This is a genomic window from Leifsonia sp. GW821-FHT13C09 (assembly GCF_058806435.1).
In genome coordinates, this window is sequence record NZ_JBXAPS010000010.1 from 23,420 (window position 1) to 44,402 (window position 20,983).

21 protein-coding genes and 1 tRNA gene are annotated in these 20,983 nt (G+C 70.6%); 18 read left to right on the forward strand and 4 right to left on the reverse strand.

Annotation, left to right across the window (positions count from 1 at the left end; genetic code table 11):
* Positions 1-7 precede the first annotated feature (7 nt).
* The 9 genes from folP to lysS all read left to right on the forward strand — a co-directional run bounded on the left by folP (position 8) and on the right by lysS (position 7,786).
* Positions 8-811: a dihydropteroate synthase gene (gene folP / locus AC1ROW_RS20215; protein WP_493021223.1), complete on the forward strand. Its 804-nt coding sequence runs from the start codon at positions 8-10 to the stop codon at positions 809-811.
* Positions 804-1,202 (forward strand): dihydroneopterin aldolase, encoded by a 399-nt coding sequence (gene folB / locus AC1ROW_RS20220; protein ID WP_493021225.1) that lies wholly within the window; start codon positions 804-806, stop codon positions 1,200-1,202. The genes folP and folB overlap by 8 nt, the downstream gene beginning before the upstream one ends.
* The gene (folK, locus tag AC1ROW_RS20225; RefSeq protein WP_493021227.1) at positions 1,199-1,732 is read left to right on the forward strand and encodes a 2-amino-4-hydroxy-6-hydroxymethyldihydropteridine diphosphokinase; all 534 of its coding nucleotides are present in this window, start codon (positions 1,199-1,201) and stop codon (positions 1,730-1,732) included. Before folB ends, folK begins: the two co-directional genes overlap by 4 nt.
* Entirely contained in the window at positions 1,729-2,208 is a 480-nt protein-coding gene (locus AC1ROW_RS20230) for a DUF3180 domain-containing protein (protein ID WP_493021229.1), read from the forward strand. Before folK ends, AC1ROW_RS20230 begins: the two co-directional genes overlap by 4 nt.
* A complete protein-coding gene (locus AC1ROW_RS20235) occupies positions 2,192-2,677 on the forward strand; it encodes a PH domain-containing protein (RefSeq protein WP_493021231.1) in 486 nt (161 codons plus the stop codon). Before AC1ROW_RS20230 ends, AC1ROW_RS20235 begins: the two co-directional genes overlap by 17 nt.
* On the forward strand, positions 2,674-4,428 hold the full coding sequence (locus AC1ROW_RS20240; protein ID WP_493021233.1) for a PH domain-containing protein: 1,755 nt from the start codon (positions 2,674-2,676) through the stop codon (positions 4,426-4,428). Before AC1ROW_RS20235 ends, AC1ROW_RS20240 begins: the two co-directional genes overlap by 4 nt.
* Complete coding sequence (locus AC1ROW_RS20245; protein WP_493021235.1) at positions 4,425-5,231, forward strand: Rossmann-like and DUF2520 domain-containing protein; 807 nt, start codon at positions 4,425-4,427, stop codon at positions 5,229-5,231. Before AC1ROW_RS20240 ends, AC1ROW_RS20245 begins: the two co-directional genes overlap by 4 nt.
* Before the next feature lie 73 nt (positions 5,232-5,304).
* Positions 5,305-6,180 carry a pantoate--beta-alanine ligase gene (gene panC, locus AC1ROW_RS20250; RefSeq protein WP_493021237.1) on the forward strand — a complete coding sequence of 292 codons (876 nt, stop codon included), beginning with the start codon at positions 5,305-5,307 and terminating at the stop codon, positions 6,178-6,180.
* 79 nt (positions 6,181-6,259) lie between these two features.
* Complete coding sequence (gene lysS, locus AC1ROW_RS20255) at positions 6,260-7,786, forward strand: lysine--tRNA ligase (protein WP_493021239.1); 1,527 nt, start codon at positions 6,260-6,262, stop codon at positions 7,784-7,786.
* Positions 7,787-7,868: 82 nt separating this feature from the next.
* On the opposite strand, the gene AC1ROW_RS20260 is transcribed toward lysS, so the two are convergent.
* Positions 7,869-8,693 (reverse strand): cytochrome c oxidase assembly protein, encoded by an 825-nt coding sequence (locus AC1ROW_RS20260; protein WP_493021241.1) that lies wholly within the window; start codon positions 8,691-8,693, stop codon positions 7,869-7,871.
* 113 nt (positions 8,694-8,806) lie between these two features.
* Between AC1ROW_RS20260 and AC1ROW_RS20265 the strand changes: the two genes are divergently transcribed.
* Together AC1ROW_RS20265 and cls are read left to right on the forward strand one after the other, a co-directional pair.
* A complete protein-coding gene (locus AC1ROW_RS20265) occupies positions 8,807-8,980 on the forward strand; it encodes a hypothetical protein (protein WP_493021243.1) in 174 nt (57 codons plus the stop codon).
* A gap of 67 nt (positions 8,981-9,047) precedes the next feature.
* Positions 9,048-10,526 (forward strand): cardiolipin synthase, encoded by a 1,479-nt coding sequence (gene cls, locus AC1ROW_RS20270; RefSeq protein ID WP_493021245.1) that lies wholly within the window; start codon positions 9,048-9,050, stop codon positions 10,524-10,526.
* A gap of 89 nt (positions 10,527-10,615) precedes the next feature.
* Here the strand turns inward: cls and AC1ROW_RS20275 are convergent, their stop codons facing one another.
* Positions 10,616-11,599, reverse strand: coding sequence for a pirin family protein (locus AC1ROW_RS20275; protein ID WP_493021247.1), 984 nt, complete (start codon positions 11,597-11,599; stop codon positions 10,616-10,618).
* A gap of 53 nt (positions 11,600-11,652) precedes the next feature.
* Here AC1ROW_RS20275 and AC1ROW_RS20280 point away from each other — a divergent pair, with 53 nt between their 5' ends.
* The 6 genes from AC1ROW_RS20280 to AC1ROW_RS20305 all read left to right on the forward strand — a co-directional run bounded on the left by AC1ROW_RS20280 (position 11,653) and on the right by AC1ROW_RS20305 (position 18,788).
* The gene (locus AC1ROW_RS20280) at positions 11,653-12,084 is read left to right on the forward strand and encodes a hypothetical protein (RefSeq protein WP_493021249.1); all 432 of its coding nucleotides are present in this window, start codon (positions 11,653-11,655) and stop codon (positions 12,082-12,084) included.
* A 103-nt stretch (positions 12,085-12,187) separates the two neighbouring features.
* Positions 12,188-14,710: an ATP-dependent Clp protease ATP-binding subunit gene (locus tag AC1ROW_RS20285; protein WP_493021251.1), complete on the forward strand. Its 2,523-nt coding sequence runs from the start codon at positions 12,188-12,190 to the stop codon at positions 14,708-14,710.
* A gap of 93 nt (positions 14,711-14,803) precedes the next feature.
* The gene (locus tag AC1ROW_RS20290) at positions 14,804-15,319 is read left to right on the forward strand and encodes an amino-acid N-acetyltransferase (protein WP_493021253.1); all 516 of its coding nucleotides are present in this window, start codon (positions 14,804-14,806) and stop codon (positions 15,317-15,319) included.
* Between the two features lie 45 nt (positions 15,320-15,364).
* Positions 15,365-16,003: a hypothetical protein gene (locus tag AC1ROW_RS20295; protein WP_493021255.1), complete on the forward strand. Its 639-nt coding sequence runs from the start codon at positions 15,365-15,367 to the stop codon at positions 16,001-16,003.
* 117 nt (positions 16,004-16,120) lie between these two features.
* Positions 16,121-17,482: a DNA repair protein RadA gene (gene radA / locus AC1ROW_RS20300; protein ID WP_493021257.1), complete on the forward strand. Its 1,362-nt coding sequence runs from the start codon at positions 16,121-16,123 to the stop codon at positions 17,480-17,482.
* A gap of 361 nt (positions 17,483-17,843) precedes the next feature.
* Entirely contained in the window at positions 17,844-18,788 is a 945-nt protein-coding gene (locus AC1ROW_RS20305; RefSeq protein ID WP_493021259.1) for an alpha/beta fold hydrolase, read from the forward strand.
* Here AC1ROW_RS20305 and AC1ROW_RS20310 read toward each other — a convergent pair.
* Entirely contained in the window at positions 18,785-19,549 is a 765-nt protein-coding gene (locus AC1ROW_RS20310; protein WP_493021261.1) for an SGNH/GDSL hydrolase family protein, read from the reverse strand. The genes AC1ROW_RS20305 and AC1ROW_RS20310 overlap by 4 nt on opposite strands.
* A 104-nt stretch (positions 19,550-19,653) precedes the next feature.
* On the opposite strand from AC1ROW_RS20310, the gene AC1ROW_RS20315 reads away from it, so the two are divergent.
* Positions 19,654-19,743, forward strand: a tRNA-Ser gene (locus AC1ROW_RS20315).
* 73 nt (positions 19,744-19,816) lie between these two features.
* Here the strand turns inward: AC1ROW_RS20315 and AC1ROW_RS20320 are convergent.
* Positions 19,817-20,929, reverse strand: coding sequence for a tyrosine-type recombinase/integrase (locus AC1ROW_RS20320; protein WP_493021263.1), 1,113 nt, complete (start codon positions 20,927-20,929; stop codon positions 19,817-19,819).
* Between the last annotated feature and the right edge of the window lie 54 nt (positions 20,930-20,983).

The following is a 20,983-nucleotide window of genomic DNA, read 5'->3' on the forward strand; positions in this document are numbered from 1 at the left end:
GCCGCTCGTGACGCTCATCATGGGCGTCCTCAACGTGACGCCCGACTCCTTCAGCGACGGCGGCCTGTGGCTGGAGCCGGAGGCCGCGGTCGCGCACGCGCTCGACCTCGTCGCGCAGGGCGCGGACCTGATCGACGTCGGCGGCGAGTCCACCCGTCCCGGCGCGCTGCGCGTCGACCCGGTGGAGGAGCGCGCCCGCGTCGTCCCCGTCATCCGCACGCTCGCCGAGCATGGCGTCACGGTCAGTGTCGACACACTCAACGCCTCCACCGCGCGCGCCGCCGCCGACGCGGGCGCCGCGATCATCAACGACGTCTCCGGCGGCCTCGCCGACGATGGGATGCCGGACGCGGTGCTCGACACCGGACTCCAGTACGTCGTCATGCACTGGCGCGGCCGGCTCGACGCCGCAGACTCGCGCGCCCACTACAGCCACACCGTCGCGGAGGTGCGCTCCGAGCTCTCCGCCCGGGTCACGAGCCTCATCGACCACGGCATCGACCCGGCCAAGCTCGTGCTGGATCCCGGCCTCGGCTTCTCGAAGAACGCCCGGCACAACTGGCAGGTGCTCGCCGGGCTCCACGAGTTCGAGACCCTCGGTTACCCCGTGCTCATCGGGGCGTCGCGCAAGCGGTTCCTCGGCACGCTGCTCGGCGAGGGCGCCACCGTCGAGGACCGGGACGCGCCCACGGCCGTCATCTCCGCGCTCGCCGCTCAGGCCGGCGTCTGGGCGGTGCGGGTGCACGACGTGGCGTCGACGCGGATGGCCCTGGATGTCGTGCAGGCGTGGCAAGCTGGACGCGATGACTGATTCCGCTGCCGTGTCCGTCTCGCGCACGCCGACGGACGCGATCGTTCTCACCGGGCTGCGCGTGCGGGCGCACCACGGCGTGTTCGACTTCGAGCGCGAGAACGGCCAGGACTTCGTCGTGGACGTGACCGCGCATCTCGACCTGTCGCAGTCCGCGGCCTCCGATGATCTCGCCCGCACGGTCCACTACGGCGAGCTGGCGGCCGAGATCGCCGACGCCGTCCGCCGCGACCCGGTCGACCTCATCGAGACCGTCGCGGAGCGCGTGGCCGGGGTCGTGCTGGCGCACGATCCGGTGCACTCGGTGGAGGTCACCGTCCACAAGCCGGACGCGCCGATCGAGGTGCCGTTCGGCGACGTCGCTGTACGCATCCTGCGGGGCCGGCCATGAGGCCGCGGCCCGAGCGCCTGCGCGTGGGCGCGCCGGCGGTGCTCGCCTTCGGCAGCAACCTGGGCGACCGCGTCGCCACCATCCGGGAAGCGCTGCGCCTGCTCGCCGACGACCCGGGCGTCCGCGTCGAGGCCGTGTCCCGGCTGTACGAGACCCCCGCGCTCAAGCCGGAGGGAATCGACGAGGAGGCGCCCGCCTACCTCAACGCCGTCGCCCTCATCGACACGATCCTCGACCCACTGGCGCTGCTGGCCGCGGTGAACCGGGTGGAGGACGCCCTCGGCCGGGTCCGCGAGGAACGCTGGGGCGACCGCACCATCGACATCGACATCGTGGACTACCAGGGGATCGTCGCCGACGACGACCCGCGGATCGTCCTGCCGCACCCGCGGGCGCACGAGCGCGCCTTCGTGCTGGTGCCGTGGCTGGACGTCGACCCGGACGCCGTGCTGCCGGGCTACGGGCCCGTCGCCGACCTCGCGGCCCGCGCCACCGATCCCGTGGCGCTGTACGAGGGCGGCGACGCATGAAGCGCACCCGTCCCACCTCCCTCATCGGCCTCGGGGTGCTCGGGCTGGTCGTGGGCTTTCTCGGGGAGCTGGCGGCCTCCGGCGCCGGCCTCGCGGCGTTCGTCCCCCCGCTGACCCTGCCGATCACCCTGGTCGCCGTGGCCATCATCATCGTGGCGTTCGCCGTCCCGATCCGCCGTGCCGTGCGCGGACGCAGCTCGCGCCGCATCGACCCGTTCCAGGCGATGCGGATCGTCGTGCTCGCCAAGGCGTGCAGCCTGAGCGGCGCGCTGTTGACGGGCGCGGGCGCCGGCATCCTGATCTACATCCTGACTCGGGACGTGCTGCCCGCCTCGAACGCGGTGCTGCTGACCGCGCTCGGCACGGCGGGCGCCGTCATCCTGCTCATCGCGGGCCTGGTCGCCGAGTTCTTCTGCACCCTCCCGCCCGACGACAACGATGACGACCTGGAGACCGCCCGTGCCCGCTCGCATTGACCTCACGGTCGGGGAGTGGAACCGCGTCTCGCCGAAGTACGTGGTCGTGGTCGTCGTCAGCACCCTCCTCAGCGGACTCGTCCTGAGCGCCGCGTCGGTGTTCCTCTGGCTCGTCGCCGGGTGGTCGTGGGCGTGGATGGTGCTGGTCGTCGTCGTGGTCGCGACGCTGATCGGGCTGTTCATCGCGAACCGGCGCACCCGGTCGATCGGGTACATCCTGCGCGCCGACGACCTGCTGTTCCGGCGCGGGATCATGTTCCAGCGCTTCGTGTCGGTGCCGTACGGCCGCATGCAGCTGATCGACATCACGCGCGGGCCGGTCGGGCGGATGCTCGGGCTGGCCGACCTGAAGTTCGTGACCGCGGCGGCGTCGACGAACGTCGTCGTCCCAGGACTTCCGGAGCCGCAGGCGGCGGAGCTGCGGGATCGGCTGGTGGAGCTGGCGGAGAGCCGCCGGGCGGGGCTGTGACGGCACCGGGCGCCGAGGGGGTGCCGCAGGGCGGGGTGCCGCAGAGCGGTGCGCCCGGCGCGCCGCTCCCGGGTGGTCCGCTCCCGGGTGGTCCGCTCAACGCCGCCGAACGCGCCGCCGAGCGCTTCACCGACGGCGAATGGCACCGCCTCCACCCGGCGACGCCGCTGCTGCGTGGCGGCATCGTCTTCATCGCGGTCCTGGGCTTCGTGCTCTCCAACCTCCGGGAGCGGCTGGTGAGCTTCTTCGTCGGGGCGCCGGACCTCGGCGGCGACCCGATCGACGCGATCTACAACCACGGCTGGGAGGGCTGGGCGCTGCTCGGCGTCGCGGTCGTGCTGCTCGGCTGTCTCGCCGCGTTCTACGTGTCGTGGCGGATGCACAGCTTCCGGATCACCGACGACGCGGTGGAGGTGCGCAGCGGCATCCTGTTCCGCACCCAGCGCAAGGCCCGGCTCGACCGCATCCAGGGCATCAACGTGGTGCGCCCGCTGCTCGCGCGCATCTTCGGAGCCGCGAAGCTGGAGATCTCCGTGGCCGGGCACGACGCGAACGTCACGCTGTCGTATCTCGGCTCGGTGCTGGCCGACGGGCTGCGGTCGGACGTGCTGCGGCTGGCGTCGGGCGTCCGGGAGGCCGAGGCCGCGGCGCCGGCCGCGACCGGTGCGCCCTCCACCCGTGGCGCCCAGGTCGGCGATTTCGTCAGCCGGCGCATCGACGACTTCCTCGCGCCCGAACTCGACCCGAACGCGGCGCCGCCCGAGTCGGTCGTGAAGATCCCGCCGCTGCGGCTGGCCGGCTCGCTCGTGCTGAGCGGGTTCACCCTGTTCGTCCTCGTCGTGATCGTCCTGCTGGTGATCGGCTCGGCGGGCGGCGCGCCCTGGCTGCTGATCGTCGTGCTCCCCGGCCTGCTCGGCTCGGCGAGCTTCTACATCAACCGGTTCACGAAGTCGCTACGGTACTCGATCGCGGGCACGCCCGACGGCGTCCGGGTCGGCTTCGGGCTGCTCACCCTGAGCAACGAGACGTTGCCGCCCGGCCGCATCCACGCCGTCGAGGTGCTCCAGCCGCTGCTCTGGCGGCCCTTCGGCTGGTGGCAGATCCGCATCGACACGGCCGGGCACACCCGCGAGAAGGGTGCGGCCGGCCAGCCGAACACGACCATGCTGCCGGTGGGCGACCAGGCCGACGTGGCCAAGGTGCTGTCGCTGGTGCTCCCGGACTTCACCGCGGAGCACGACGCGGCGATCCTGCAGGGCATGACCTCCCGCGGCCGTGACGCGTTCACGGGCAGTCCGCGCCGCGCGATCTGGCTGCGGCCGCTGTCGTGGCAGCGCACGGGCTTCCGGATGGTGGACGGCGCTGTGCTGCTGCGCCGCGGTTTCGTCTGGCGGAGCCTCGCAGTGGTGCCGCTGGCCCGGCTGCAGAGCCTGGAATTGCAGCAGGGCCCGCTCGATCGGCTGCTCGGGCTGGCGGAGGCCCGCTTCCACACGGTCTCGGGCCCGGTTCATCCCCGGCTCGGCGCGATGGACGCCGCCACTGGAGAGCGGCTCTTCGAGACGGTCGCTGTGCGCGCGGTGCAGGCCGCGACCGCGGACCGAAGCCACCGCTGGCGAGTGCGGCCGGAGGTCCGCGTGCAGCCGGATGTCCGCGTGCAGCCGGATGTCCGCGTGCAGCCGGGGGTCGTAGACCGGCCCGACGATCCCACCCACTCCGCATCCCGTTCCGCATCACCTGGGGAGGACGCATGAACGACACCACCCGCCGCTCCGGCCGCCTCGGCCTCGGCATCATCGGCGCCGGGCGCGTCGGCCCGGTCCTCGGCGCCGCGCTCGCCGGAGCGGGCCACGCCATCGTGGGCATCTCCGCGGTGTCCGCCGAGAGCCGTGAGCGCGCGCAGGCGATGCTCCCTCAGGCGCCGATCCTGGACGTCCCGACCGTCGTGGAGCGCAGCGAGCTCGTCATCCTCGCCGTGCCGGACCGCGAGCTGCCCGGGCTCGTGGCCGGCCTCGCCGCGACCGGCACCTGGCAGCCCGGCCAGCTCGTGCTGCACACCGCGCCGGCGTACGGCGTCGAGGTGCTGCGCCCGGCGGCTGAGGCCGGCGCCATCCCGCTCGCGGTGCACCCGGCGCTGGAGTTCACCGGCACCAGCCTCGACCTCACTCGGCTGGCGGAGAGCTGGTTCGCCGTCACAGCGCCCACTCCGGTGCTCCCGATCGCGCAGGCTCTGGTGGTCGAGATGGGCGGCGAGCCGGTCGTGATCGCGGAGGCCGACCGTCCCGCCTACGCGGAGGCGATCGCGACGGCGACCGCGTTCTCGCGCTCGATCGTGGAGCAGTCAACGGGAATCCTCGCCGGGATCGGGGTCGAGAACCCGGGATCGTTCCTCAGCTCGCTGCTGCGCTCGGCCGTCGACAACGCGCTGACCCGCGCCGGAGCCCCGACCGCGCTCGACGTCGGCGACGTGCTGGAGGCGCTCGGCGGCGCGGACGCCGGGCCGGCCGAGGGCGACCCCGGCGACGACGGTCGCGGCTGGTACCTCCGCGGCGAGTAGCCTGGATGCGGCCGGGTCGCCCTCGTCAGCCGAGCGCACCGTCCCTCACCGTCACCACCCCGAGAGGACCGTCATGCCCGACGTCGTGACCACCATCGCCGAACTGCGCGAGTGGGTGTCGCACGCCCGGCGCCAGGCCGCGCTCGACGGTCCCGCCGACGCGCCCGTCGGCCGGGTGGTGCTGGTCCCGACGATGGGCGCCCTCCACCGCGGCCACCTGAGCCTGGTGAGCCGCGCCCGCGACCTCGGCGGCTTCGTCGTCGTGTCGATCTTCGTCAATCCGCTCCAGTTCGGCCCGAACGAGGACCTCGACCGCTACCCCCGCACCCTCGACGCGGACGTCGCCGCACTGGAGGGCCTCGCCGACCTGGTCTTCGCCCCGACCGCCGCCGAGATGTACCCGCACGGGCCGTCCTCGACCAGGGTGACCGCGGGCGAGGTCGGCAGGCTCTTCGAGGGTGCCTCGCGTCCCGGGCACTTCGACGGGATGCTCACCGTCGTCACCAAGCTGTTCCACATCGTCCAGCCCGACGTCGCCGTGTTCGGCCAGAAGGACGCCCAGCAGGTGCACCTCGTCGGCCGGATGGTCGACGACCTCGACCTCCCCGTCACGATCGCCGTGGTCGACACCGTCCGGGAGGACGACGGCCTCGCGCTCTCCAGCCGCAACCGCTACCTGGACGACGACCAGCGCAGGGCGGCCCTCACGCTGTCGCAGGCGCTCGCCGCCGGGGCCGCGGCGGCGTCGGGGGGAGTGGCGGCCGCCCTCGATGCGGCGACCGCGCGCGTGGCGGCCGAGCCGGTCGTTAAACTGGACTATCTCGCGATCGTCGATCTGGACACGTTCCTCGAAGCGGGTGCGGACCTCCACGGTCCCGCGCTCCTGCTGATCGCCGCCCGCGTCGGCTCCACCCGCCTGATCGACAACGCGCGCATCACGCTCGGCTGAGCCTCACAGAGCCGCACGACCTCCACGCACAGAACCGCCGCCCTCCACCGCACAGAACCCGCCGGAACGGAAAGACACGATGACCGAAGCGCCCGCCACCGACCTCAACGCCGACGGCGACCTCACCGCCGACGAGATCAGCGAGCAGAAGGCCGTCCGCCTGGCCAAGCGCGAGCGCCTGATCGCCGAGGCCGGCGACGCGGGCGGCGGCGCCTACCCGGTGCAGGTCCCGGTGACGACGACCATCCCCGAGGTGCGCGCCGCCTGGGGCCACCTGGAGGCCGACCAGGCCTCCGGCGAGACCGTCGGCCTCGCCGGCCGCGTCGTCCACCAGCGCAACACCGGCAAGCTCTGCTTCGCGGTGCTGCAGGCCGGCGACGGCTCGCGCATCCAGGCGATGGTCTCCCTCGCCGAGGTGGGCGAGGAGTCGCTGGCGCGCTGGAAGGAGCTGGTCGACCTCGGCGACCACGTCTTCGTCTCGGGCGAGGTCATCTCCAGCCGCCGCGGCGAGCTGTCGATCATGGTCCGCGGCTGGATGATCGCGTCCAAGGCCATTCAGCCGCTGCCGAACCTGCACAACGAGCTCAACGAGGAGACCCGCGTACGCTCGCGCTACCTCGACCTGATCGCCCGCGAGCAGGCCCGACGCAACGTGCTCGACCGCGCCGCGGCCGTCGCCAGCCTCAGGAGCACCTTCGCGGGCCAGGGCTTCGTGGAGGTCGAGACGCCGATGCTGCAGGTGATGCACGGCGGCGCCTCTGCCCGGCCGTTCGTCACGCACTCCAACGCGTTCGACACCGAGCTGTTCCTGCGCATCGCGCCGGAGCTGTACCTCAAGCGCGCCGTCGTCGGCGGCATCGACCGGGTGTTCGAGATCAACCGCAACTTCCGCAACGAGGGCGCGGACTCCACGCACTCGCCCGAGTTCGCGATGCTGGAGGCCTACCAGGCGTACGGCGACTACAACTCGATCGCCGACCTGACCCAGCAGCTCATCCAGGACGCGGCGCTCGCCGTCTCCGGCTCGCACGTGGTCACCTGGGCCGACGGCACCGAGTACGACCTCGGCGGCCAGTGGGACCGCATCCGGATGTACGACAGCCTCTCGGAGGCCATCGGCGAGGAGATCACGCCGGAGACCCCGATGTCGCGGCTGCGCGAGCTCGCGGCCGAGGCCGGCATCGAGGTGCCGCACCCGCTGCCAGGCAAGTACGTCGAGGAGCTGTGGGAGCACCACGTGAAGTCGGGGCTCGTGCGGCCGACCTTCGTCATGGACTTCCCGGTCGACACCAGCCCGCTCGTGCGCGCGCACCGCTCCCGCGACGGCGTGGTGGAGAAGTGGGATCTGTACACGCGCGGCTTCGAGCTGGCGACGGGCTACTCCGAGCTGATCGACCCGGTCGTGCAGCGCGAGCGCTTCGTGGAGCAGGCGCGCCTGGCGGCCGCCGGCGACGACGAGGCGATGCGCCTGGACGAGGAGTTCCTGCGCGCGCTCGAGTTCGGCATGCCCCCGACGGGCGGCATGGGCATGGGCATCGACCGCCTGCTCATGGCCCTCACCGGCCTCGGCATCCGCGAAACCATCCTCTTCCCGCTGGTCAAGTAGCCCGCAGCAATCCGTTCCGGAGTTCTGTACGCGACACGCCGTGTGGAGGCGTACATAACTCCGGAATCGGTGGCCGCGGGGGTCAGCCGCGCTGGTGGAGGTGCGCCTGCGTGAGCGCCTCCATCTCCTCGTCGCTGAGCTCGTCCAGCTTCTTGCCCTCCCGGCGGTCCAGGCGCATCCAGCGGATGAACAGGATGATCAGGATCGGGACGTCCGCGACCTCCGCGATGAACCACAGGAAGTCGCCGGACAGATGCTGGTCGTGCAGCGCGTTCGGGAACCACGACGGCAACGGGCCGGCGATCGCCGCAGCGTGGTCGAGCACCGTGTCGTTGAGCCGCAGCAGCAGCCCGGGGATGGCGTCGAGCAGCAGCGCCACGAACGCCAGCAGGAACTCCACCGTGATGAAGAAGCTGGTGTGCATCACCGAGTGGGCCGCGATCGGCAGCACCATCAGCAGGCCGAACAGCGGAACCAGCACCGAGACGGTCCACTCCGACCACGGCGACTCCCGGAGGACCGCCGCCACCGGCGTCAGGAAGATCATGAACGCCGCGCAGGCGAAGACGGTCGCGAAGATCGCGTTGCCGAACAGCTTCACCGGGCGCGACTGGAGGAACCGGTCGGTTCGCGCCTGACCCGTCGGGCCGAGCGCCACGCGGGCGAGCGCGATCGGCCTCCCGAGGCTCACCAGGGCCGGGACGACGAACAGCAGCAGCGCGATCCGGGTCGTGAACGCCCAGCGCAGCTCCCTGCTCTCGGCGCCGAGGAAGCCGAACGAGATGACCGCGTACGAGCCGAGCCCGAGGAGCAGGTACATCCAGGTCAGCCGCGCGGGCCAGTGGTGACCGCGGCGCCGGAGTGACAGCACACCGCCGAGGTAGAGGGCCGCCGCTGCGACCAGCACGACCGCGGCCGCCGGGTCGAAGGACCAGGTGGTGAGGAAGACGACGATGGGAGGCGTGGTGCTGCTTTCGGGACGAGGACGTTCACATGTGCGGGAGGTACCATTATCCCGCTATGGGAGACATCATCGGTGGAATCGTCTGGTCGCTGGCCCCGACCGTCCTCGTCGGGCTGCTGTTCTGGATGACCATGCGCGCCATCGTGCGGGCCGACCGCACCGAGCGCAAGGTGTACTCCCGCATGGAGAACGAGGAGCGCGCCCGCCGCGGCCTCGCCCCCAAGTCCTAGCGCCCACTACGGTTAGCAGTGAGGGCGTACATCCCGGTCCTCGACGCCTGACGCCGGAGGGGGCCGAATGGATGCGGGTTTGCTGACCACGACGATCGTCGTGCTCGCGCTGCTCCTCGACTTCGTGATCCGCGTCATCGCCATCATCGTCGTGCCGCGCAACCGCAAGCCCACCTCCGCCACAGCCTGGCTGCTGGCGATCTTCCTCATCCCGTACATCGGGGTGCTGTTCTTCCTGCTGATCGGCAGCTACAAGCTCCCGAAGAAGCGCCGCGAGAAGCAGGACGAGATCAACCGCTTCATCATCGACAGCACCGAGGGCATCGAGCGCGTGCGCCGCGACCACCCCTGGCCGCCGTGGCTGGAGTCCGTCGTCGAGCTGAACCGCAACCTCGGCGCGATGCCGCTGGTCGGCGGCAACCGGGCCAGCCTCGACGGGCACTACGACGACTCGCTCGCGGCGATGACGGCCGCGATCGCGAAGGCGAAGAGGTACGTGCACGTCGAGTTCTACATCCTCACCCTCGACAAGACGACCGCCCCGTTCTTCGACGCGATGGAGGCCGCGGTCGCCCGCGGCGTCATCGTGCGCGTGCTGCTCGACCACATCGCGTCGGTGCGCACGCCCGACTACAAGGCCACGATCAAGCGCCTGACCGCGATGGGCGCGAAGTGGCACCTGATGCTGCCGGTGCAGCCGTTCAAGGGCAAGTACCAGCGCCCCGACCTCCGCAACCACCGCAAGCTCCTGATCGTGGACGGCCGGGTGGGGTTCATGGGGTCGCAGAACGTCATCGACCGCAGCTACAACAAGAAGTCCAACATCCGGCGCGGGCTCAAGTGGAAGGAGCTCGTCGTCCGGCTCGAAGGGCCCATCGTCGCCGGTCTGAACGCGATCTTCATCACCGACTGGTACAGCGAGACCGACGAACTGCTGCGCCGCGAGACCGAGCCGATCACCGACGAGGACGTCCAGAACGCCAACGACCCCGAGGAGCTGGACGCCCAGGTGGTGCCGTCCGGCCCCGGGTTCGCGGGTGAGAACAACCTCCGGCTGTTCCTCGCGCTGCTGTACTACGCGCAGGAGCGCATCGTCATCACCTCGCCCTACTTCGTGCCGGACGAGGCCATGCTCACGGCCATCACGACCGCCACCCAGCGGGGCATCGCGGTCGACCTGTTCGTCTCCGAGATCGGCGACCAGGCGCTGGTCTACCACGCGCAGCGCTCGTACTACGAGGCGCTGCTGCGCGCCGGCGTGCGGATCTGGATGTACAAGGCGCCCTACATCCTCCACGCCAAGCACTTCACGATCGACGACGACGTGGCCGTGATCGGGTCGAGCAACATGGACATGCGCTCTTTCCTGCTCAACATGGAGGTCTCGCTGATGGTGCGCGGACGCTCGTTCGTGGACCAGATGCGCGAAGTGGAGGACGGCTACCGCCGCGAGAGCCGCGAGCTGACCCTGGACGAATGGATGAAGCAGCCCCTGCGCTCCACGGTGCTCGACAACCTCGCCCGCCTCACCTCCGCCCTCCAGTAGCGCCGGCAACGGAGGAGATCGCGCCTCCGCTGTCCGTGAAGTCCTCCGCAGTCCGTCGCGCGACGGCGTGTCGGAGTGGATCTCCTCCGTTAGCCGCGCGGCTTCAGCCGCACCGTCGGCAGCGCCGGCGCCGGCAGCGCGCCGCCGTCGTACCCGCGCACCGTCCCGAACCGCCCGTCCGGGTCCTCGCCGTCGATCACGTCGCGCTGCCACTCGGCCCGCGCCGCGACGACGTCCTCGTGGCTGCGGCCGATGAAGTTCCACCACATCACGATCTCCTCGCCCAGCGGCTCGCCGCCGAGCAGCAGGAGGCGCGCCGGGCCGGCGTCGCCGGCCTCCACCGCCACCGCGTCCCGGCCGGGACAGAGATACGCGAGATGCGCGACGGGGACCGCTGCCGATGCGACCACTACCTCGCCGGCGTCCACCAGCACGCCGTGCTCGAACGCGGGATCGAGGGGGATCGTCACCCGCGTCCCGGCCGGCACAACGAGCTCGGCGCCGACGAGCGGCGAGAACACGGTCGCCGCCGTCCCGCTTCCGGCCAGGGCGCCGACGAACGTGCGCACGGTCGCGTCCCCGAGCGGGGCGGGAGACGGGACGTGGTGCTCGAAGAACGGCTCCACATCCTTCGACGCGCTCGGCAACGCCACCCACAGCTGGACGCCGTGCAGCCGCTGCGTGCCAGGAGTCGAGACCTCCGAGTGGCTGATCCCGCGGCCCGCCGTCATCAGGTTGAGTTCGCCGGGGCGCACGAGGGCGTGGCTGCCGACGCTGTCGCGGTGGTCGATCTCGCCCTCGAACAGCCAGCTCACCGTCTGCAGGCCGGTATGCGGATGCGGCGGGACCTGCATCCCGCCGGTCAGCGAGACGTCGTCCGGACCGTAGTGGTCCACGAAGCACCAGCCGCCGATCAGGGAGCGCCGGCGCTGCGGGAGGGTGCGCCGCACGGTCATCGCGCGCGGGCCCCCGAGCGGCACCTCACGCGGCTCCAGGATCTCCACTCCCGCGTCGGCGACGATCACATCGTCGCCCGCGAGGACCTCCACCGGATCGCGTTCGAGGTTGCTCATAGCGGCATCCTAGACACCCAGCGCCCTCAGGAGGCCGCCCATAGAATGAGCGCGTGAACCGTGCAGCGCGCCCCCGGACCCCCGTCGCGGCCACCGCCGCCCTCGTCGCCGCCGCCCTGATTCTCGCGGGCTGTACGAGCACGCAGGTGAAACCGGCCAAGGACTACGCGGGCGAGCCGCAGGGCGTCCAGCCTCCGGCCAGCAGCGCGGGCGGCGCCTCCTGGGCGACCTGGCTGCAGAACGGCAAGCAGTTCGGGATCGTGCTCAACGGCAGCTCCACCTGCCCGCCCACGGTGCAGTCGGTGAAGGTCGTCGCGTCGAACCAGCTCGAGGCCACGCTCGCCCCCGTGCCCGGCGGCGTCTGCACGCACGACATCGTCCCGCACACCACCGTGTTCGACACCCCGAGCGGTCTCACGACGACCTCGGACGTCACCGTCAAGCTCCCCGACACGACCCTCACGATCGCCGCCCTCCGCGGCTGACACGGCGTCACGCCTCCAGCGAACATGCCTCCGCTGCACGGGATGCCGCGGTTACTCTCGATGTATCGGCGCCGACCCTGCAACGGCGTCGCGAGGAGTAGAAATGTTCGAGAGATTCACCGACCGCGCTCGGCGCGTCGTCGTCCTGGCCCAGGAAGAGGCCAAGATGCTCAACCACAACTACATCGGGACGGAGCACATCCTGCTCGGCCTGATCCATGAGGGTGAGGGTGTCGCCGCAAAGGCTCTGGAATCGCTCGGTATCTCGCTGGACGCCGTCCGCGAGCAGGTCCAGGACATCATCGGCCAGGGTCAGCAGCAGCCGACCGGCCACATCCCGTTCACCCCGCGCGCCAAGAAGGTCCTCGAGCTCAGCCTGCGCGAGGCCCTCCAGCTCGGCCACAACTACATCGGCACCGAGCACATCCTGCTCGGCCTGATCCGCGAGGGCGAGGGCGTCGCCGCCCAGGTGCTCGTCAAGCTGGGCGCCGACCTCAACCGCGTGCGCCAGCAGGTCATCCAGCTGCTCTCCGGCTACCAGGGCAAGGAGCAGGTCCAGGTGGGCGGCAACGATCAGGCGACCGCGCAGGCCGGCAGCCAGATCCTCGACCAGTTCGGCCGCAACCTCACGCAGGCCGCGCGCGACAACAAGCTCGACCCCGTGATCGGGCGCGAGAAGGAGATCGAGCGCGTCATGCAGATCTTGTCGCGCCGCTCCAAGAACAACCCCGTGCTGATCGGCGAGCCCGGCGTCGGCAAGACCGCCGTCGTGGAGGGCCTCGCCCAGGCGATCGTCCGCGGCGACGTGCCGGAGACGCTGAAGGACAAGCAGCTCTACACGCTCGACCTCGGCTCGCTCATCGCCGGCTCCCGCTACCGCGGCGACTTCGAGGAGCGCCTGAAGAAGGTCACCAAGGAGATCCGCACCCGCGGGGACATCATCACCTTCATCGACGAGATCCACACCCTCGTCGGCGCGGGCGCCGCGGAGGGTGCGATCGACGCCGCCAGCATCCTCAAGCCGCTGCTGGCCCGCGGCGAGCTGCAGACCATCGGCGCGACCACGCTCGACGAGTACCGCAAGCACTTCGAGAAGGACGCAGCGCTCGAGCGCCGGTTCCAGCCGATTCAGGTGGCCGAGCCGTCGCTGCCGCACGCGATCAACATCCTCAAGGGGCTGCGCGACCGCTACGAGGCGCACCACAAGGTGTCCATCACCGACGGCGCGATCGTCGCCGCGGCGAACCTCGCCGACCGCTACATCCAGGACCGCTTCCTTCCGGACAAGGCCATCGACCTGATCGACGAGGCCGGCGCCCGCCTGCGCCTGTCGATCCTGTCGGCCCCGCCGGAGCTGCGCGAGTTCGACGACAAGATCGCCGCCGTCCGCTCCCAGAAGGAGGCCGCGATCGAGGACCAGGACTTCGAGAAGGCCGCGAGCCTGCGCGACGAGGAGAAGAACCTCCTCGGCGAGCGGCTGCGCCTCGAGAAGCAGTGGCGCTCGGGCGACGTCAAGACGACGGCCGAGGTCGACGAGGGCCTGATCGCGGAGGTGCTGGCGCAGGCCACCGGCATCCCGGTGTTCAAGCTCACCGAGGAGGAGTCGGCCCGCCTGGTCTACATGGAGAAGGCGCTGCACCAGCGCGTCATCGGCCAGGAGGAGGCCATCGCGGCCCTCTCGCGGACGATCCGCCGCACCCGCGCAGGCCTCAAGGACCCGAAGCGTCCCTCCGGCTCGTTCATCTTCGCCGGCCCGACCGGCGTCGGTAAGACCGAGCTGGCTAAGGCGCTCGCGGAGTTCCTGTTCGACGACGAGTCGGCGATGATCTCCCTCGACATGTCGGAGTACGGCGAGAAGCACACGGTCTCCCGGCTGTTCGGCGCCCCTCCCGGGTTCGTCGGCTTCGAGGAGGGCGGCCAGCTCACCGAGAAGGTCCGCCGCAAGCCGTTCAGCGTCGTGCTGTTCGACGAGATCGAGAAGGCGCACCCGGACATCTTCAACTCGCTGCTCCAGATCCTGGAGGAGGGACGTCTGACGGATGGCCAGGGCCGCGTGGTCGACTTCAAGAACACCGTGATCATCATGACCACGAACCTCGGCACCAAGGACATCTCCGGCGGCCCCGTCGGCTTCCAGATCGAGGGCGACCCGACCACCGGCTACGACCGGATGCGCGGCAAGGTCTACGAGGAGCTCAAGAAGAACTTCAAGCCGGAGTTCCTCAACCGTGTCGACGAGATCATCGTGTTCCCGCAGCTCTCCAAGCCGGAGCTGCTGCAGATCGTGGACCTGTTCATCAAGCGCCTCTCCGACCGGCTGCTCGACCGTGACATGACGATCGAGCTGGCGGTCCCCGCCAAGGAGCGCCTGATCGAGGTCGGCTTCGACCCGACGCTGGGAGCCCGGCCGCTGCGCCGCGCCGTCCAGCACGAGATCGAGGACCGACTGAGCGAGAAGATCCTGCATGGCGAGCTGAACGCCGGCGACCACGTGCACGTCGACTTCAAGGACGGCGACTTCGTGTTCACCACGACCTCCCGCCAGGAGTCGGTCGGCGCCGGCGTGAACGCCGCCGCCGCCATCGGCACCGGCCCGGCCACCCCGGACCTCGCCGCGAACGACTGAAACCGCCGAGTACGCGAAAACCGCCGAGTACGCAGACAGTCTGCGTACTCGGCGGTTTTTTCGTGGGGAGGTCGCGGTCGGTAGGGTTGTGGGGTGAGTTCTGAGGGCGACGGGTTTGTGGTTCGGCGGGCGCGGACGGGGGATGTGCCGGGCATTCGGGAGCTCGTAGAGCCGCTCGTGCAGCGACGCATCCTGCTCGGCAAGGAGGCCGTGACCTTCTACGAGTCGGTGCAGGAGTTCCGCGTCGCAGAGACGCCGAAGGGCGAGCTGATCGGCTGCGGTGCGCTGCATGTGATGTGGAGCGACCTCGCCGAGGTGCGCACGCTCGCGGTCGCCGACCCGTGGCTCGGCCGCGGCGTCGGCCGGGCGCTGCTCGCCAGGCTGGAGGCTGACGCGGCGGAGCTCGGACTCAGCCGGCTGTTCTGCCTCACCTTCGAGGTCGGCTTCTTCGAGCGCAACGGCTTCGAGGACATGGGGTCGGAGACCGTCGACCCGACCCTGTACGCCGAGCTCGTCCGCTCGCACGACGAGGGTGTCGCCGAGTTCCTGGATCTCGCCCGCGTGAAGCCCAACACCCTGGGAAACACGCGCATGTTGAAGCGTCTCTGAGCGCGCCTGCGTCGGCGTGTCGCGGGTCGGCGCTACCCTTCGGGCATGTCGACGTTCAAGCACCCTGTCGGCCCGCAGCCGAGCGGCGTCTATTGGCGCCGCCGGCTCATCGTCCTCCTCGGCCTCGTCGCGGTCGTGGTGGTCATCGTCCTGATCGTGGTGCGTCCCGGCTCGTCGAGCGGCGAGCCGGCGCGGGGCCCGGTCACGACGAGCTCTCCCCGGCCGACCGCGGCCGCGGCGCCGACCAGCATCCCGACGTCCAGCGCCAGCGCGAGCGGTCAGCCGTGCAAACCCGCTGACGTCAAAGTGGAGGCCGTGACCGACGCCGACCGCTATTCTGCCGGCCAGCTCCCGCAGCTCTCGGTCGCGCTGACCAACACCGGGTCGAATGCGTGCGTCATCGACGCGGGCACCGCCCAACAGGTGTTCACCATCACCAGCGGCTCGGAGGTCTACTGGAAGTCCACGGACTGCCAGAGCTCGAAGGTCGACGCCCAGGTGCTGCTGCAGCCGGGCAAGACGATCTCGTCGCAGGCGCCGATCACCTGGGACCGCACCCGGTCCGATCCGGCGACGTGCCAGGCGCAGCGCGCGCAGGTGCCGGCGGGCGGGGCGTCGTACCACCTGCAGGTGTCGGTCGCGGGCATCACCTCGGCGACGACGAAGCAGTTCGCGCTCAACTGAGTCCGGGCTTTTCGTCCTCCACAGCTCGCGCGCCCGGGCGACTCCTCCACGAGTTCCGCGATCCTCCCGAGGATGACGGTGGCCGACCGTAGTGTGGAGCGCGACTGAGGAGGTTCCGTGGCACGAGCCGCTGTGACGTATCGCTGCACCGAGTGCGGGTGGACGACGGTGAAGTGGGTGGGTCGCTGCGGCGAATGCCAGGAGTGGGGCACGGTCGCGGAGGCGTCGGCCCCCACGGGAGTGCTGCGTGCTCTGAAGCCGGTCGTCGTCGGAGCGGACCGCGCGGCGCGGGCGATCACGTCGATCGGCACGGAGTCGACGGAGCGCCGGCCGAGCGGCATCGGCGAGTTCGATCGGGTGCTCGGCGGCGGCATCGTGCCGGGCGCGGCCATCCTGCTGAGCGGCGAGCCGGGCGTCGGCAAGTCGACGCTGCTGCTGGAGGTGGCCTCCCGGGCGGCGCGCGCCGGCAACCCCGTGCTGTACGTCAGCGCCGAGGAGTCGGTGAGCCAGGTGCGGATGCGCGCCGAGCGCACGGGCGCCCTCCACGACCAGCTCTTCCTCGCCTCCGAGACGGACCTCGCGACTATCGTGGGCCAGATCGACGCGGTGCGGCCGTCGCTCGTGATCGTGGACTCGGTGCAAACCGTGTCGAGCGGGTCGGCCGAGGGCATCGCGGGAGGCCCGAGTCAGGTCCGCGAGGTGGCGAGCACGCTCATCCGCGTGGCCAAGGAGCGCGACCTCCCGATCCTGATCGTCGGGCACGTCACCAAGGACGGCTCGATCGCCGGCCCGCGGCTGCTCGAGCACCTGGTGGATGTCGTGTGCCAGTTCGAGGGCGACCGCCAGACCGCGCTGCGGTTCGTGCGCGCCCTGAAGAACCGGTTCGGGCCGACGGACGAGGTGGGCTGCTTCGAGATGGCCGGCGACGGGATCGCCGAGGTCCCCGACCCGAGCGGGCTCTTCCTCAGCCGCACGACGACGCCGGTGTCCGGCACCTGCGTCACTGTGGCGATGGAGGGCCGCCGCCCGCTTCCGGTGGAGGTGCAGGCGCTCGTCGTGGCGACCACGGCGCCCAACCCGCGGCGGGTGACCAACGGTGTCGACTCGTCGCGGGTGGCAATGCTGCTCGCGGTCCTGGAGCGCCGGGCCGGCATCCGCCTCGGCGACAAGGACGTGTATGTCTCCACCGTCGGCGGGGTGCGGCTAGCAGAGCCCGGCGCCGACCTGGCGATCGCGCTCGCAGTGGCGTCGGCGGCGTCGGACCGGGCCATCCCGCACACGCTCGCGGCGTTCGGTGAGATCAGCCTGGCGGGGGAGGTCCGGCCGGTGTCGAGCGGCAAGCAGCGGGCGGCGGAGGCCGCCCGGCTCGGCTTCGCGACACGCGTCGACGAGCGGAGCGCGACCATTCGGGAGGCGCTGCGCGTGGCCTTCACCGCGGCGGCGACCCCGCGCGAGCGCGAGCTCGACGCCGCGTTCTGAGGCCGGTAGCGCCGCGGCTAACGGAGGAGACACGTCCGCTTCGCCGCCGGGATCGCGGTCAACGGAGGAGATCGCCCGTCCCACGCGGCCCGATTCCTCCGCTGCCGCCCTCGCGGAGTATTCGCGCGCACCACCTCTTCCGCAGCTAACGGAGGAGATCAGGCCTCCCTCACCGCCCGATTCCTCCGCTGGCTGCCTCGCGGGGGCATTTCGCGCCCCATCTCCTCCGCAACCAACGGAGGAGGGCGCGTCCCACCGGCCGAACCCCTCCGCTGGCTGCACTCGCGGGGCATCCCGTGGGCGATCTCCTCCGCTGGCGACGGGCTTCTCGGCGTGGCGGGTGCGGGCCACAATGGGCCGCATGGCCAACCTGACCTTCACCCTCCGTTCGGGCCGACGTGTCGGCGTCACCACCCTGGGCGACCCGGTCGCCGAGCGCGTCGTCGTGTTCTGCCATCCGGCTCCCGGCTCGTCGATGTTCGACCCCGACCCGGACGCGTCCGCGAACCGCGGTGTCCACATTGTGTCGCTGGACCGGCCGGGCTACGGCTCCAGCGACCCGTGGCCGGCCGGCTCGTGGCCGAGCATCGTGGGCGCGGCCGACGACATCGCCGAGTACATCCGCGAGATGAAGCGGTTGGAGTCGCCCATCGGCGTGAACCGTCCGCCGACGATCGGCATCGCCGGCTGGTCGGCCGGCGGCCGGGTGGCCCTCGCCTTCGCAGCCCGGCATCCCGAGCTGGTCGACCGGGTCGCGGTGGTGGCGACGCCGGCCCCGAACGAGTACGTCCCGTGGATCCCGCCCGAGCTGCAGAAGCAGTCCGACGAACTCGGCCGCCTGGCGCCCGACGAGGCGCGCAGCCGGCTGTCCGCCATGCTGGAGGGCCAGGCCGACGCGGTGCGGGCCGCCGACCTGGAGAGCGGCGTCCCGCTCGACGCGCTCGGCGTCGGGCCAGTGGACGCCGTGGTGCTCGCCCGCCGCGGCCTGGAGGACCGGCTCGGCCGGATGCTGAAGGACGCGTACCGTCAGGGCCCCGGCGGCGTCGCGGCCGACATCCTCAGCTACACCGCCCGCCCGTGGGGCTTCGACCCGTCGGCGGTGCAGGCGAAGACGCTCATCATCGGCGGCCAGGCCGACCGGATCGCGGGCCAAGCCCACGCCGCCTGGTACGAGCGGACCATTCCGGACTCGCGGATGGAGATGTTCCCGGGCGCCGGCCACCTGGTCATCGCGCCGGCGTGGGATCGCGTGCTGTCGTTCCTGGCTCCGCACCCGGAGCCCCTGCACGATGCCGACGCCGTCTAGAGCGCCGCGCGCCGCGGGAACTTGGCCGTCGCCTGCTCGATGACCGCGGGCAGGAAGGCGGACGCCCACACCCGGTAGCCGTGGTCGTTGGGGTGGAACCAGTCATCGGCGAACTGCTGCATCGCACCGCGCCACCCCTCCCGCCGCATGGCCTCGTGCAGGGGGACGACCGTGAGCCCGCGCTCGGCGGCGGCCTCGCGGAGGATGCCGTTCGCGACCGCGACCTTGCGCTCGTTGCGCGGCAGGTAGAAGTAGGGGAGGTCGGCCACGATCGCGTCCGCCGGAAGCGCGTCGAACACCCGTCGGATACTTTCCCGGAACCGCCCGGCGTCGAAGTCGGCGATGTCGTTGGCGCCGATCGACACGGTGACGAGGTCGGGAGCGTGATCGCCGAGCCGCGGAAGCTGGTCGGCGGCCGCCAGCGCGACGGTCGCCCCCGACACGGACAGGTTGACGACCTGGACGCTGCGCCCGGTCGCGGAGCGGATGTGGTCGGCGATGACACCGACGTAGCTGTTGCGCGGCGCGGAGGCGCCGATCCCCTGGGCGGCGCTGTCCCCGATGGCGACGTAGAGGATCTCGCCCGCGGTCTTCGCGTGATCGCGCCACCAGGCGGAATGCACAGGCAGCGTCTGATTGATCCGCTCCTTGCCTGCGGCGATCGACGCCCGCTGTCGCGCGACCCACACTCGTCCGGTCACCGCGCCCGCCGCGACGACGACGGCTCCGCCCAGCCAGACCAGCGGCTTCAGAATCCCCATCCCGGCAGCGTACCGCCCGCGGCCTGCGCTTCCCTGACCGGCGGACGCGCCCGGCCCCGCCGCCCGATTCGCGGTCACCGCGAGCATCCAGTAAACTCGTCCGCGGTACCGTGTCCGAGCGGCCGAAGGTGCAACTCTCGAAAAGTTGTGTGGGTGAAAGCCCACCGTGGGTTCAAATCCCACCGGTACCGCCATCGCAAAACCCCCGCGATCCCAGTGTTTATAAGGGATCCGGGGGTTTTCGCTTTCTCGGGATGGGGCGTTTGACTACATTTTGACTACATTTGTGGCGTTTGCCCGGGCCGCATCAAGGGCCAGGGCAACAGCATCCAAGTCGTCGTCGAAGAGATCGGCGTACGTGTCGAGGGTCATCGCCGCAGATGAATGACCGAGCATCCGCTGCACAGCCTTGACGTTGGCTCCGGCGCTGATCGCCAGGCTCGCGGCGGTGTGCCGTAGGTCATGAATCGTGACACGTGGGAAGTTCTTGTCGAGGGCTTGTGATCGCGCGATCGCAGAGACATACCAACCCCGGCGACGATCGGGTTGGTGCAGGTAATTGTCCCCGTCGCCAAAGACCAATTGCGATGAGGTCTTGTGCTCGGTGATTTCCTGTAGGAGCGGAGCGAGGAACGGCGGAAACGGGACGCTGCGCGATTCGCCCGTTTTGGGAGTCCCGACATGGATCGTGCCCGAGACCTCTACTGCGTTCTCATGTACGTCGACACGTCGGCGATTCAGATCGACATCGCGAACATGAAGGGCCGTGGCTTCGCCCCATCGCAGCCCGGTGTAGGCGAGGAACAGAACCATGGTCCGGTGCTTCTTCGCGTTCTCCGCGAGGAGATCGACTTGCGCGTGGCTGAGGTACTTGTGCTTCCCCTTGAGTTTTCGAGGGAGGTTGACGCCTCGCGCAGGATTCGACGGGATTCGACGATCCATCACGGCGGTGTCGAGAATCCCAGCGAGGACGCCGTAGGCGCGAAGAACGGTGGTTGCCGAACGCGGCTTTCCGTTGCCTTTGGTGAAGGCTGTCACCCAGTTCTGCACCTCTGAGTGACGGATCTCACCGACACGTCGGCTTCCCCATTTCGGTTCGACGTGCAGCCGCCAGGCTATCTCTACAGGGCGTAGTGACGAGGGCTTCAGATGGTGCTGGTTGGCCAGCCACTCGACACCGAGCGTGCTGATCGTCGACTGGGACGCTCGAGCGTCCATGAACTCGCCTCGAGCTTTGGCGACTTCAACTGATGCTAAGAAAAGTTCGGCGTCTCGCTTCGTTCGAAATCCGCGCTTGCCAGTGAGAGCGTGCTCGGGCGTTCTGTACTGGACGCGATAGCGCTTGCCGCCGCGCGCCTCGTATGCGTGAATACTCCCCATAGCTCAACTCCGATTGCCGCTCGAGGCTTTGCGCTGCGCTCGGGTGGGTGGCGT